The 13,109-nt window shown below is 42.7% G+C and carries 12 protein-coding genes and 1 pseudogene; all 13 read right to left on the bottom strand.

Translation table 11 applies throughout. The features are described 5' to 3' along the window. Positions 1–156: 156 nt before the first annotated feature. A complete protein-coding gene (locus C1G57_RS09725; RefSeq protein ID WP_105114717.1) occupies positions 157–906 on the bottom strand; it encodes an HAD family hydrolase in 750 nt (249 codons plus the stop codon). Between the two features lie 210 nt (positions 907–1,116). Next, positions 1,117–1,556: pseudogene (tnpA, locus tag C1G57_RS09720) on the bottom strand (IS200/IS605 family transposase). A gap of 492 nt (positions 1,557–2,048) precedes the next feature. Then, positions 2,049–2,357, bottom strand: coding sequence for a DUF4298 domain-containing protein (locus tag C1G57_RS09715; protein WP_105114716.1), 309 nt, complete (start codon positions 2,355–2,357; stop codon positions 2,049–2,051). After that, positions 2,357–3,004 carry a pyroglutamyl-peptidase I gene (pcp, locus tag C1G57_RS09710; protein ID WP_105114715.1) on the bottom strand — a complete coding sequence of 216 codons (648 nt, stop codon included), beginning with the start codon at positions 3,002–3,004 and terminating at the stop codon, positions 2,357–2,359. Before pcp ends, C1G57_RS09715 begins: the two co-directional genes overlap by 1 nt. After that, positions 2,979–3,761: a class I SAM-dependent methyltransferase gene (locus C1G57_RS09705; RefSeq protein WP_105114714.1), complete on the bottom strand. Its 783-nt coding sequence runs from the start codon at positions 3,759–3,761 to the stop codon at positions 2,979–2,981. The genes pcp and C1G57_RS09705 overlap by 26 nt, the downstream gene beginning before the upstream one ends. Before the next feature lie 55 nt (positions 3,762–3,816). Then, a complete protein-coding gene (locus C1G57_RS09700) occupies positions 3,817–4,461 on the bottom strand; it encodes an Imm59 family immunity protein (protein WP_105114713.1) in 645 nt (214 codons plus the stop codon). Then, a complete protein-coding gene (locus tag C1G57_RS09695) occupies positions 4,461–5,369 on the bottom strand; it encodes a glycohydrolase toxin TNT-related protein (RefSeq protein ID WP_238595298.1) in 909 nt (302 codons plus the stop codon). Before C1G57_RS09695 ends, C1G57_RS09700 begins: the two co-directional genes overlap by 1 nt. 125 nt (positions 5,370–5,494) lie before the next feature. Beyond that, entirely contained in the window at positions 5,495–5,758 is a 264-nt protein-coding gene (locus C1G57_RS09690; protein ID WP_193434487.1) for a hypothetical protein, read from the bottom strand. Continuing rightward, the gene (locus C1G57_RS09685; RefSeq protein WP_161941148.1) at positions 5,755–6,198 is read right to left on the bottom strand and encodes a hypothetical protein; all 444 of its coding nucleotides are present in this window, start codon (positions 6,196–6,198) and stop codon (positions 5,755–5,757) included. Before C1G57_RS09685 ends, C1G57_RS09690 begins: the two co-directional genes overlap by 4 nt. Positions 6,199–6,311: 113 nt before the next feature. Further along, positions 6,312–9,491, bottom strand: coding sequence for a carbamoyl-phosphate synthase large subunit (carB, locus tag C1G57_RS09680; RefSeq protein ID WP_105114711.1), 3,180 nt, complete (start codon positions 9,489–9,491; stop codon positions 6,312–6,314). A gap of 390 nt (positions 9,492–9,881) precedes the next feature. Next, on the bottom strand, positions 9,882–10,961 hold the full coding sequence (locus C1G57_RS09675; protein WP_105114710.1) for a carbamoyl phosphate synthase small subunit: 1,080 nt from the start codon (positions 10,959–10,961) through the stop codon (positions 9,882–9,884). A 637-nt stretch (positions 10,962–11,598) separates the two neighbouring features. After that, on the bottom strand, positions 11,599–12,522 hold the full coding sequence (locus tag C1G57_RS09670; RefSeq protein ID WP_105114709.1) for an aspartate carbamoyltransferase catalytic subunit: 924 nt from the start codon (positions 12,520–12,522) through the stop codon (positions 11,599–11,601). Positions 12,523–12,577: 55 nt separating this feature from the next. Next, positions 12,578–13,099 (bottom strand): bifunctional pyr operon transcriptional regulator/uracil phosphoribosyltransferase PyrR, encoded by a 522-nt coding sequence (pyrR, locus tag C1G57_RS09665; RefSeq protein ID WP_105114708.1) that lies wholly within the window; start codon positions 13,097–13,099, stop codon positions 12,578–12,580. Positions 13,100–13,109: the final 10 nt, after the last annotated feature.

Genomic DNA, 13,109 nt, shown 5'->3' with positions numbered 1-13,109 from the left:
AATGACCCAAAACAGAACCTTTCTAAATTTTTTAACCTATCTAGTATATCAAAAAATGACAGGAAAAGACAAAAACTACTCTCAATGAGATGAAAGTAGTTTACGATTGTTTACATAATATATTTTATGTTTATTCTTTACTGTTCTATCGCTTATTTACAATAGCTCCGCTATATCTCCAACAACCTCAAAATTCCAACCAAGTCTCCTATAAGAGTCGATTTCTTCCTGACTATACGGGAAAGTATTCAGCAAAATGGAATCCATTCCCAATTCATGAGCAATAGCTATATCGGATGTCAAATCATTACCAACCATAACCGTTTCCTCAACATCAAGATTATTTTCCTCTAAAACCAGTTGAAGAAATGCTGGTTCAGGCTTCTTCATCTTAAAGTCAGAAGAGATATAAATTTTTTCCATCAAATCAGCACAACCTGTCTGTTCAATTTCTGCCTGAGTAAAAATTCGTTGAGCATTGGAGAGAATAAATAATCGCGCTTCTCTATCCTTTAATGTCTGTAGACTAGTTAAGGTATTTTCATAAGCCTCTAACTTTTCACGTGAAAGCACGCGGAAAATCGTGGCTACTACTTGTCCAAAAGTCTCTAAATCAGTCGGCTTATTGGTACTTTGGTTTTCATTTGGTGCATCCGTTAATAGACGAATGAAGATTGTTTCTAAATCAATTTCGACATACTGATAACTCACTGTTTCCGCGAGAGATCTCTCCGCCTCTTCTACAAAACGATGATAGGCATTTTTCAACTGATGCGGCCGATAGGAACAACCAAAAGCATTGTAAATCTGCGTTAGCTGATTCCAGACCTCTAGTTTATTCTCATCTGTACGAATATCAACCAATGTACCATAAAAATCGAAGATATAGTTTTTGTAACTTTTCATGTCTTTCTCCTAATCTTTAGACAGCATTTTTTCTATTATACCCCACAACGAAAACGTTTGCAATACCAATAAGTCATAACCACCCGTGAAAACGGGTGGCTTGTACACCGGCTATAAGCCGTTTCTCTCCAGCGACGTCTAAAGACGTTCGCTGAACTTCGTTCAGGTTAGTGCTATAATTACTTGACTAAAGCCCGTAACAACGGGCTTTTATTTTGTTCTAAAACTGCCATCTGAAAATGGGTCTTCATACTCTTTGACACTCAAGAATCAAGTGCAATGTCATTGAACAACTAATCTCCCAGATTAGTTGTTTACTCGCGAATATATTTCGCAACTGTCTTTTCGTTCAGCCCAACGGTACTAACATAGTAGCCTCTAGCCCAAAACTTTCGATTTCCATACTCATATTTTAAATTGGCATGTTTATCAAATATCATTAGAGCACTTTTGCTTTTCAAATATTCCATAAAATCGGAAATCGAAAGTTTCGGTGGGATCAAGACAAGCATATGAACATGGTCTGGCATCATGTGTCCCTCAATAATTTCCACGCCTTTGTATTGACATAGATGACGGAAAATATCAATTAACTCCTGTCTAATTTTGTAGTAAATAGATTTTCTCCGATACTTAGGTGTGAAAACTATTCCAGTATATCAGAAAATGACTGAAAAAGACAAAAACTACTCTCAATGAGATGAAAGTAGTTTATCTTTGTTTACATAATATTATTTACGCAAACCTTAATGACTGATTTCTAATGGATGGCTAGCGTGCTGGTGTTTGATTTTCCAGTCTTTGTCGTAAATAAGCCCCAGTGTGAAACGGTCTGTGACAGACTGCTCACGGCCAATTTTTGAAAAAGTCGCATCAAAATAGGCAAAGACACAGGTCTGGGAGGATTGGATTTCCAGATTTGAATAGCTCCTTCTACCCTATCTGACCCAATATCCTGAAACCAAGCCGCAACCATCTTTGACAAGTCCTGCTTGCCAGACAGGGACCATTACCCAGCCACATCGTAAATGACAACATCATCACAATACAAGGACAACATCAAGTCCACATCCTTTTCCAAGACAACTTGCTGATATAATTCTAAGACTTCCTCAATCCTATTTGCCATATCTTCTCCAATCTTACACATCCAGGAAGTCTGCACATTCTCTTAGCTTAGTCGCCAATTCTTTTCTATCTACAAGCAGATTATAGACGCCATCCTCACTCAAGACACCGCAGGGAAGATTTTTAAATTCCCCCCTATCAGCCAAATCCATATCTTCTAAGAAGGTTGGGCTTTGATAATACTCTAGCAAGTCCAGATAAGCCGATTGGCTGGTTTCAACTTGTTCAAGGAGAGCCCGTATGCTTGAAAAGAGCTGGAGTTGACGATTAAATATGCTTTCCATCTGCTCAACACGTTGCCTGCTCTGCCATTTTCCATCCATCAATGCGTCGCCCCTCCAACAGTTTTGATGTCTTCCTTGTCCTCATATGCTACAATGGCTGAAATGGCCGCTTCTATCCCTTTGACTATCACCTCAAGGGACATGGACGGAACACCTGGCTTGTCCACGACCTGCTCAGGAAGATAGGGAATATGGAGGAAGCCTGCCTTAGTATTAGGAAAGGATTTTTCAGCCAGATACAGGGCCTGATACATGAGATGGTTGCAGACAAAGGTGCCGGCGGTGTTTGAAACAGAAGCTGGAATGCCCACAGAACGAATGGCTTCGACCATGGCCTTGATAGGTAGGGTTGAAAAATATGCTGCTGGTCCATCTGAACGAATGGTCTTGTCAATGGGTTGTTGCCCCTCATTGTCAGGAATGCGAGCATCATCCTGGTTGATGGCCACACGCTCGGGTGTCAAATCTACACGTCCCCCTGCTTGTCCAATGCAAAGCACTGCATCGGGTTGATATTCTGCCATTTTTTCTTCTAAAACACGAGCAGCCTTATCAAAAACAGTCGGAACTTCGACAATTATAATCTCTGCACCTGCTATGGTAGGGGGTAAGGACTTGATGGTTTCTAAAGCTGGATTGATGGCCTCACCACCAAAGGGATCAAAACCTGTTACTAAAATTTTCATCATTTTCCTCCAAAATGATTTCTCCATAATGAAATTTTTGATTGGGTCTGACATGACGTTCAAAGCCGAATTCTTCAAAAACTTCATCTCTAAAATGAGCCTTGATAATAATTTTCTTTCTGGCCACGCGCTTGCATTCGCTCAAAAATTCTTCAGATAGGGCTGTGTAATCAGCAAAGGGTTTCAGTCCGTCAAGATTGTCAGACTCCGTAATCTCTTGCGAAAACATGGGGTCAAGGTATATAACATCAACAGATTGATCCGCCTGTTCTTTCAAATATGTCAAACTATCTGTCCAAAGGGTCTGAATAGACCGCATAGCTTGATTAACCTCTGATTTCCCACAATCAAACTTTTGTAGGCCCAGGCTCACGATAAAATGAATGAGCTGAGAACTCTCCAAGGCTGTCACATGATGACCTGCACTAGCTAGCACAATACTATCTGAAGCTAAGCCCATAGTACAGTCTAGAATTGATTTCCTGCCCTCCCCCACTAACTCCAAAAGTGGATCGCGTCCAGACTTGATACGCAACATAGCGGTATCGGGGTGGAAAAAGAGTTTTTGCCCTTCTTTTTGTTCAATGACCAATCGATCCTTATAGACTACCAAGACTGCATCCGCTTGCTTGAGAAAGACCTTCACAGCTTGCTTCCGTCGGTCACAGTAGGCAAACCCTAACTCTTTCGCCAGATTTTTTGCCTTTTGGACCAAGTGCTCATCCATTCCCAAACTTGTTGTAACGATTACTTTCATAAGTCTATTTTACCAGAAATACAGAAAATACTGTCTTCATTTTGTAGAAAAGGCTCTACTCTGGCACAACAACCTTCAAACGAATATCTGTTGGCTGTAATACTTTTTGAACTTGCACAAGGAAAGCAAGACCGCTATCTGATGGGGCATACTGAAAAGTCAGATTGATAACCTTTTCTGTAAAGTCATCCCCGTAGCTGTCCACATACTGCTTGCTTTCGATAAAGTGGATGTAGTTGTTCAGCTTCTCCTGGAGTTTGAGGAGGTGGTCTTGTTCAGTGTCAGTAAGCCATTCGTTCCCATCTGCTAGTAATAATTCAAGATGACCGTCCACAACGCCGATAGAGTCGATGGTTGTTGTATCCAAGGAAATGGGTTTACTTAAACTCCATAATGGAGAATAGTATTCGGGCGTTTCTCCCTGTTCTACATTGAATTTATTGGATGACACTGTTAAATCAAGAAGGCGCAAAAACTTATTTTTTGCTTCTTCAAAATCATTAAATTCATATTTTCCTCTAACGGATGCACGATCCAGTGTCGCATAAACTTGGTACACCTGATTGTTGTCATCAAAATCAATACGAACTTGCCACTCGTCTAGACTTTTGTCTCCTAAGATAGAATAGCGTAAGGTTTGATAATTACGACGTTCTATTTCTTCTTGTAGCAGTTGTCTTTGTTGCAATAAAACTGACATTAGTTAGTCACCTCCCTTAAAAAACCTAGCTTTTCATAAATAGAAACACTCGTACCCAGCTTAATCTGCTTTCCGCCACCTGCTCCGAATACCTCTGCGATTTCTCCGATTTGTGGGTTGTAAATATCCTCCGCGGAAAACTTATACCGTTCCATTTTCCCAAGCAAGTCGGTCTGTTCAGCCGGTGTCAATTTACTGAACGCCTCTTCATAATTCGCCTTATTAATATCCATAACTACTTCATATGTATGCTTCTGTTGATAACTTTCTGGGTAAGGCAATCCCCGGGATTCATATGGATACGAATCTCCATCAATAATTGGACTGACAAACGTTCCACCTGACTCGCCATATCGGTCCACCAACATTCCTGTTGTTAGATTTGCATCACTTGTTTTTGGAACCCCTGAGGAATCCACGACAAATCCATCTGTTCCTTTTGGCGGCCAATTAATGGTTCCGTCTGGTTTCAAATAATCCAGCGATCTAACAGGAAGGGGGTTCCCGTTAAAGTCTGTTGATTTAGACAGATAGGCAGTTTCCCCATTTTCTAAGGTGATTACCTCAAACGTGTTGCTATGCTTATCAATAACAATGTTATTCGTCTTCTGCGACACGACATCAATCCGTGTGCCCTTGGGTATCTCAACACCGCCGACAAAGTCACCCTTGCCTGCGCCGACAATGGTGCCGCCGTACTTGGACAAGTCTTCCAAGAGGTTCTGGCGACTAGACTTCAAACCACTCTGAGCAGTCGTGTATTCCTGAATGCGGATGTTGCCTGCCTCGTCAAAACCAATCGCATCCACTCGGATTTTCTGCTCAACGCCATCAACCGTCATCTTGATCGTGATGTTATTCTCGACCTTGCTGGCGATTTTACCAAACTCAACCGTTTGCAAGTCCACAAAATCCTGACCCTGACGAGCGTTGAGCTGAATTTGGCTTGGGCTTGAGACTTCAATGTGAGAAAGTTGGCTTTGAAGTCCCTAAACAGAGGCCTCTATAATTTCGATCGAGTCTATGGATAAATCTAAATAAGCTTTTCAGTTATATGAAATTTAAAAACAATCCATTCATATAGTTTCTCCATCGCTTCAGCTTCATCAGAACACTCTTCTCGTATAAACATGACTTGTCTCTCACTCATTTCATACACTTTATATTTTTGTGATTCCTCATCAAAATAGTAGCCGAGAGTAAATTGCCCTCCAAATTTTCTTCCTGGCATAATAGTAAATGCCCCTATTTCAGATTGGTGAGCTTCCACAAAATTCAGTAATTCTTGCTTTGTCATTGATCTTCCTCAAGCTCTAATTCAATAATAGACTTCTGTTCCAGACTTGGTAAAGTATCATCGGGAAGGATGGTCTCAACCCGAGTTGCGTAGGCAGAAGCAAAACCGAATACAACCACAATAATCGCAACCGAATAAACTAGAAAAACCCTTTTTAGAAAGGCACTAGAAACTGAGTAGCCCTTTGTCGAATACTGTTTCAGCTCAGGTTGTTTTTTCTCTAAGATATTTTTGGAAAAAACATAGGGTCTGACTGCACTCATCAACACAGATAGAAACACCATCGTCACAAGTGAATTGTACATTTGTGTTCTCGCCCCAATCGCTGTAATATAAAACATACTTGAAAACAAGAAAACTCCAAAAACAATAAATAGAAGCAAGGATACCTGAGCATCCTTCTTCAGTTGTAAGAACTCTTCTACTGTCATTTTTTCCATTTTCATTTTATTCCCTTATTTACCTTGCCGATCTACTAGTTATAATTACAACTCTATTATATCAAAAAGACGACCTCTTGCGAAGTCGTCTATATTGCTATTTTCTAATTATACTATATTGCCTGTGTCATAAAGCTACGGCTTTCCAACACCTTAATCATAGCTTCTGCTGTATCAAGGGCTGTAAAGAGTGGAATTCCTCCTTCAATAGCAGAGCTTCGAATGACCTGACCGTCGCCATCGGCTACACGTTTTTTACCAACCGTATTGATAATAGCCTGGACCTTACCTGCCCGAACAAGACTTGGAATATCTTGATAAGCTGCATCGCCCAATTTGCCAACAGTTGTCACGGATAGTCCCTTATCAGCCAGATAGGTAGCTGTACCTGCCGTAGCTAGCAGACCATAGCCTAGTTCATGGAAGCGTTGGGCAAGTCCAAGAGCTTCTTCCTTGTCTTCATCCGCAATGGTAAATACAACGTTGCCAAACTCAGATAGGTGTTGATAGCTTGCTTCAAAAGCCTTATAAAGTGCTTTCTCCAACGTCAAGTCTGACCCCATAATCTCACCAGTAGATTTCATTTCAGGTCCTAACAAACTGTCAACTTTAGCTAGTTTTGTGAACGAGAAGACCGGTGCCTTGACGTGCACTTGCTTGCTCTCAGGATAAAGACCGTCTTGGTAACCAAGTTCCGCAAGGCTTTGTCCCAAAATCAATTTGGTTGCAACCTGAGCCATTGGAATGTCTGTGACTTTGGACAAGAATGGCACCGTACGACTGGCACGAGGATTGACCTCAATGACATAGACCGTCTCATCCTTAATAACAAACTGGATATTCATCATACCGATGCAGTTAAGACCGATTGCCAAGCGTTTGGTGTAGTCTGCAATGGTCGCCTGTACCTCTTTAGACAAGGTTTGTGGGGGATAAACTGCCATAGAGTCACCTGAGTGAACCCCAGCGCGCTCGATATGCTCCATAATACCCGGAATCAAGACATCCTTACCATCTGAAATAGCATCCACTTCACACTCACGACCGACGATGTAAGAATCCACCAAAACTGGGTGCTCTGGCGAAGCCTTAACCGCCGTTCTCATATAGGAACGTAAGTCTGCTTCATTTTCGACAATTTCCATAGCACGACCGCCCAAGACATAAGAGGGACGAACAAGCACCGGGAACCCAATTTTGCGGGCCGCTTCAAGAGCTTCCTCTTCGTTGGTTGCGGTTTGGCCTGGTGGCTGTGGAATCCCTAGGTCTTTCAGGGCTTTTTCAAATAAATCCCTGTCTTCAGCTCTATCCAAATCCGCCACCTGTGTCCCCAAGATTGGAATGCCTGCTTTGGCCAATGGTTCTGCCAAATTGATGGCCGTCTGGCCACCGAACTGAACGATAACCCCTTTTGGTTTCTCAAGGTCAATCACATTCAAGACATCTTCCAAGGTCAATGGCTCAAAGTAAAGCTTGTCCGAAACCGAAAAGTCAGTTGACACAGTTTCAGGGTTTGAGTTCATAATGATGGCTTCGTAGCCAGCTGCCTGAATAGCCTTGACAGAATGCACCGTCGCATAGTCAAACTCCACACCTTGTCCGATACGAATTGGACCAGAACCCAGCACCAAAACAGACTCTTTCTCCGAACGGATGGACTCATTTTCCCACTCATAGGTTGAATAGAAATATGGCGTTGTACTTTCGAACTCAGCCGCACAAGTGTCCACCATCTTGTAAACAGGGACAATTTTGTGCTCTGTCCGCAGTTGACGAATGTAGGATTCAGTTCTGCCCCAGAGTTCTGCAATCTTGCGGTCTGCAAAACCGTATTTCTTGGCTTTTTTCAATAAATCAATATTATCGTGATTGATTGCCAATTCCTGCTCGATTTCTAAGATATGAAGCAATTTATCGAGGAAGAAGACATCAATCTTGGTCAACTGAGCCAATTCTTCTACTGTATAGCCACGGCGAAGGGCTTCTGAAAGATAGAAGAGTCGGTCATCTTGAGCCTTGACAATCTTTTCAACCATTTGGTCATCTGTCACTTGGCTGAGTTCTGGCATTTCATTGTGGTAAACACCGATTTCCAAGGAACGGCAGGCCTTGAGTAGGCTTTCTTCAATGTTACGACCGATGGCCATGACCTCTCCAGTTGCCTTCATCTGTGTTCCAAGGCGGCGCTCCCCTTTTTCAAACTTATCAAACGGGAAACGTGGAATTTTTGCCACAACGTAGTCAAGAGCAGGCTCAAACATGGCATAGGTTGTTCCTGTAACAGGGTTCACCATTTCATCCAAGGTCAAGCCAACCGCAATTTTTGCTGCCAATTTGGCAATAGGATAACCTGTCGCTTTCGATGCCAAGGCAGACGAACGGGACACACGAGGATTGACTTCGATGACATAGTATTTGAAACTATGTGGATCCAGCGCCAACTGCACATTACAGCCCCCTTCGATTTTGAGGGCGCGAATAATGCTGAGACTGGCATCACGCAACATCTGGTTTTCAATATCCGAAAGCGTCTGCGTTGGGGCAAATACGATAGAATCTCCTGTATGAATTCCCACAGGGTCAAAGTTTTCCATGTTACATACGACCAAGGCATTGTCAGCCGCATCACGCATGACTTCGTATTCGATTTCCTTGAAACCAGCAATCGAACGCTCAATCAAACACTGGGTCACTGGTGACAATTTCAAACCATTTTCAGCAATCTCACGCAACTCTTCTTCATTGGCACACATACCACCACCAGTTCCACCCAGCGTGAAGGCTGGACGAACGATGACAGGATAGCCAATTTCAGCAGCAAATTCCAAGGATTCTTCAACTGTCGTCACAATCGTTGACTCAGGAATAGGCTGATTGAGGTCTTCCATGAGTTGTTTGAAGAGGTCGCGGTCCTCTGCCTGATCAATTGCAGACAGTTTAGTTCCCAACAACTCAACCCCAAGCTCATCTAAAATACCAGCCTTAGATAATTCCATGGCCATATTGAGACCTGTCTGACCACCAAGAGTTGGCAAGAGAGCATCTGGACGCTCCTTCCGTAAAATCCGTGTGACAAATTCAAGCGTAATAGGTTCAATATAGACCTTGTCCGCAATTTCCTTGTCAGTCATGATGGTCGCAGGGTTTGAATTGACCAGGACAACACTATAGCCTTCTTCCTTCAAAGCCAAACAAGCCTGAGTCCCAGCATAATCAAACTCCGCAGCCTGACCGATAATAATCGGACCAGACCCAATCACCATAATTTTCTTAATATCCGTACGTTTTGGCATAATTTTAAGATATTAAGGGCGTTAAGCGGACACAGTCAAAATAGGAGTTTGACCAAGAACCTTGCGTTCGAGGAAAAACTATCTTTTTGACCCAGTCCGTAGCCCGAATTCAATTACACAATCCGAGCAACAGAACACCCTACTCCTTTCTATTCGTCGCCTCTCTGAGCGACATTAAATAAGATAAGTCCGACGTTTGAAAACTAAAGTCGATATTACTTTAGTTTTCAAACTAGTGCAAGGGATAGCCTGACCTCCATAGAGGCAGGCGTAGGGAAATGAGTTGCCTGCAACCATTGACCTGTCCCTTGCCTATCTATTTTCTATCTCTCCGGATAGAATTAAATAATAGTCCGACGCAGTAAGGTTTAGTTCGATAGTAGTTAGACCTTACTGCCCTTTTTTAAACGAATCCATCAAATCCATAAATTCATCGAAAAGATAACTTGCATCGTGTGGACCAGGTGCTGCATCCGGGTGGAATTGAACAGAAAAACCTGGATGGTACTTGTGGCGTACCCCTTCTACTGATTTGTCATTGATTTCCTCGTGAGTAATCATCAAACATTCTGGCAAATCCTCACGAGCCACAGCGTAACCATGGTTCTGACTGGTAAAGTCCACTCGACCTGTCGCAATTTCACGCACCGCATGATTAAAACCACGATGACCAAACTTCATCTTGTAAGTGGTTGCCCCATTTGCTTTAGCAAAGAGTTGGTGCCCCATACAGATACCAAAAATTGGAATTTTCCCAAGAATGCCACGAATCATATCCAAGGCTTCAGGAACATCATCTGGGTTTCCAGGACCGTTCGAAAGCATGACGCCATCTGGATTGAGGGCAAGAATTTCCTCAGCCGTTGTGTCGTAAGGAACAACTGTCACATTGCAATCACGCTTGGCCAATTCACGAAGAATAGAATGTTTTAAGCCAAAATCGACTAGAACTACACTACGTCCAACTCCAGGCGCAGGATAGGCCGTCTTTGTAGATACTTGCTGGATGTTGTTGGTTGGCAAAACAGTCGCTCTCAACTGGTCTGTCAAATGCTCCACAGAATCACCGACATTTGCCAAGGTTGCCTTCATGGTACCGTGCTGTCGAATAATTTTAGTTAGGGCGCGTGTGTCAATGCCAGAGATAGCTGGGATTTTCTTAGCCTTCAAAAATTCATCCAAAGTCATCTGATTACGCCAGTTGCTTGCTCGACGGGCCCACTCGCTAACCACAACACCCTTACAAGTCGGCTTGATTGACTCGTAATCATCACGGTTAATCCCGTAATTTCCTACCAAGGGATAGGTAAAGGTTAAAATCTGACCATTATAAGACTGGTCCGTGATAGATTCCTGATAACCTGTCATCCCAGTTGAGAAAACCAACTCACCAGTCACATCCATATCAGCACCGAAGGCCTCCCCTTCAAAAATAGTACCATCTTCTAAAATCAAACGTCTTTTTGACATAATAATAAGATATTAAGGGCGTTAAGCGGACACAGGCAAAATAGGAGTTTGACCAAGAACGCTTGCGTTCGAGGAAAAACTATCTTTTTGACCCAGTCCGTAGCCCGAATTCAATTACAAAATCCGAGCAAAAAATACCCCTTCTCCTTTCTATTTCCTATCTCTCCGGATAGAATTAAATAATAGTCCGACGTTTGTACAATCAATTCGATCATAATTGACTGTACAAACTAGTGCAAGGGATAGCCTTAAAGTATATCACCATTTCTAAGAGCAGGTGTCAACATCTCAGCGCAGTGGTTGAATGATAAATTTGTTCGTATTCTATACTCCAAATTTAACCTCTACGACTGATGCGAACTGTGTTCGCTCTATTTCCAACTTCCAACTGTCTCCCAGACAGTTGGAACTATGCGGAGGTGGGAGTGAAACAGTCTGGGAATAGACTGTTTCAGCTCAACAACTTAAATTAAAGACTTGTTGACGAACTCTTTTTTATTTTCGAGTTCTTTCCCACTCCCAGGCGTAGGGAAATGAGTTGCTTGCAACCATTGACCCGTCCCTTGCCTTTCTATTCGTCAACTCACAGGTTGACATTAAATAAGATAAGTCTAACAAATTCCTAAACAGTTAAAGCCTAAGCCTTGCCATTGACAATTGCTTCCAAAATCGCCATCCGAACAAATACACCATTTTGCATTTGACGAACAATGCGTGATTTTGGCGCCTCTACCAAGTGGTCATCAATTTCTACATCACGATTGACAGGAGCAGGGTGCATGACAATAGCCCTATCTTTCAAGCGTTTATAACGTGCATCGGTCAAGCCATGCAAACGATTATAGGTTTCTTTAGAAAAACTACCCGCTCCGTCATGACGCTCATGTTGCACACGAAGCAACATCAAGACATCCACCGTATCAACAATATCATCAATAGTCACATGTTGACCATAGACATCAAATTCCTCTGCGTACCACTCCTCTGGTCCTGCAAAGAAAATTTCAGCCCCCAAACGCTTCAAGATTTGCATATTTGACTTAGCAACACGTGAATGTGTAATATCACCTGCAATGGCAATCTTCAAGCCTTCAAAAGTTCCAAATTCCTCATAAATAGTCATCAAATCCAGCAAGGACTGGCTTGGGTGTTGACCAGAACCATCCCCACCATTGACAATCGATGTCTGAATGGTCGGACTATCAATCAACTGCTTGTAATAATCCACTTCCGAGTGACGAATGACACAGATGTCGACTCCCAAGGCTGACATGGTCAAAATGGTATCATATAGAGTCTCACCCTTATTGACCGAACTGGTACGCGCATCAAAGTCAATCATGCCCATATCCAAACGGAGCTCTGCCATTTCAAAAGACTTGTGCGTCCGAGTTGAATCCTCGAAGAAAAGGTTAGAAGCATAATACTTCCTATCCAACTCCACCTTTTCCCCACCCTTGAAAGCAATCCCCCGTTGAATGAGCCCTAGTACCTCTTCATTTGAAAGAGTTTCCATTGTAACCAAGTGTTTGAGTGAAACTTTACCATTTGTAATTGTCATGATGATACCTGCCTTTATGATTTGGATGTAGAATATTGATTTGAAAGATGAACGACTAAGCTCCCTCGACTAGTAGGACGGAATCCTGACCATCGATTTCAGCCATGTGAACAATGATTTCTTCCGAACGGCTGGTCGGAATGTTCTTACCAACATAGTCCGCTCGAATTGGTAATTCTCTGTGCCCACGGTCTACCAGAACAGCCAGACTGACGCGGGCTGGACGTCCCAAGGAAACCACATTATCAATCGCCGCACGAATGGTCCGACCTGTATAGAGCACATCGTCCACTAAAATAACATCACGCTCATTGACATCAGCAGTCATACTGGTTGTATCTTCTTCTACTTTCACATCATCACGGAAAGGCTTGGTATCCAGTTCACACAGTGGAACGTCAATCCCCTCCAACTGTTTGAGCCTTTCCTGAATGCGCTTAGCAATAAAGACACCACGCGTCTTAATACCAGCCAGAACAATATTTTCCAAATTCTTGTTCCGCTCGATAATTTCATAAGTGATACGGGTGATGGCCCGCTTCATGGTCATATCGTCAACGATTTCTTTTGTCTTCATAAAGACCTCC

The sequence above is a fragment of the Streptococcus suis genome (assembly GCF_002960425.1).
In the GTDB taxonomy this organism is placed as follows: domain Bacteria; phylum Bacillota; class Bacilli; order Lactobacillales; family Streptococcaceae; genus Streptococcus; species Streptococcus suis_S.
This window is presented reverse-complemented; position numbering and strand designations above follow the sequence as displayed.

Coding starts and splice junctions, on each gene's coding strand:
- C1G57_RS09725 (WP_105114717.1), bottom strand. CDS start 906: ATGAAAAGTTACAAAAACTATATCTTCGATTTTTATGGTACATTGGTT.
- pcp (WP_105114715.1), bottom strand. CDS start 3,004: ATGAAAATTTTAGTAACAGGTTTTGATCCCTTTGGTGGTGAGGCCATC.
- C1G57_RS09670 (WP_105114709.1), bottom strand. CDS start 12,522: ATGACAATTACAAATGGTAAAGTTTCACTCAAACACTTGGTTACAATG.
- C1G57_RS09705 (WP_105114714.1), bottom strand. CDS start 3,761: ATGAAAGTAATCGTTACAACAAGTTTGGGAATGGATGAGCACTTGGTC.
- C1G57_RS09700 (WP_105114713.1), bottom strand. CDS start 4,461: ATGTCAGTTTTATTGCAACAAAGACAACTGCTACAAGAAGAAATAGAA.
- C1G57_RS09715 (WP_105114716.1), bottom strand. CDS start 2,357: ATGGATGGAAAATGGCAGAGCAGGCAACGTGTTGAGCAGATGGAAAGC.
- carB (WP_105114711.1), bottom strand. CDS start 9,491: ATGCCAAAACGTACGGATATTAAGAAAATTATGGTGATTGGGTCTGGT.
- pyrR (WP_105114708.1), bottom strand. CDS start 13,099: ATGAAGACAAAAGAAATCGTTGACGATATGACCATGAAGCGGGCCATC.
- C1G57_RS09685 (WP_161941148.1), bottom strand. CDS start 6,198: ATGGAAAAAATGACAGTAGAAGAGTTCTTACAACTGAAGAAGGATGCT.
- C1G57_RS09690 (WP_193434487.1), bottom strand. CDS start 5,758: ATGACAAAGCAAGAATTACTGAATTTTGTGGAAGCTCACCAATCTGAA.
- C1G57_RS09675 (WP_105114710.1), bottom strand. CDS start 10,961: ATGTCAAAAAGACGTTTGATTTTAGAAGATGGTACTATTTTTGAAGGG.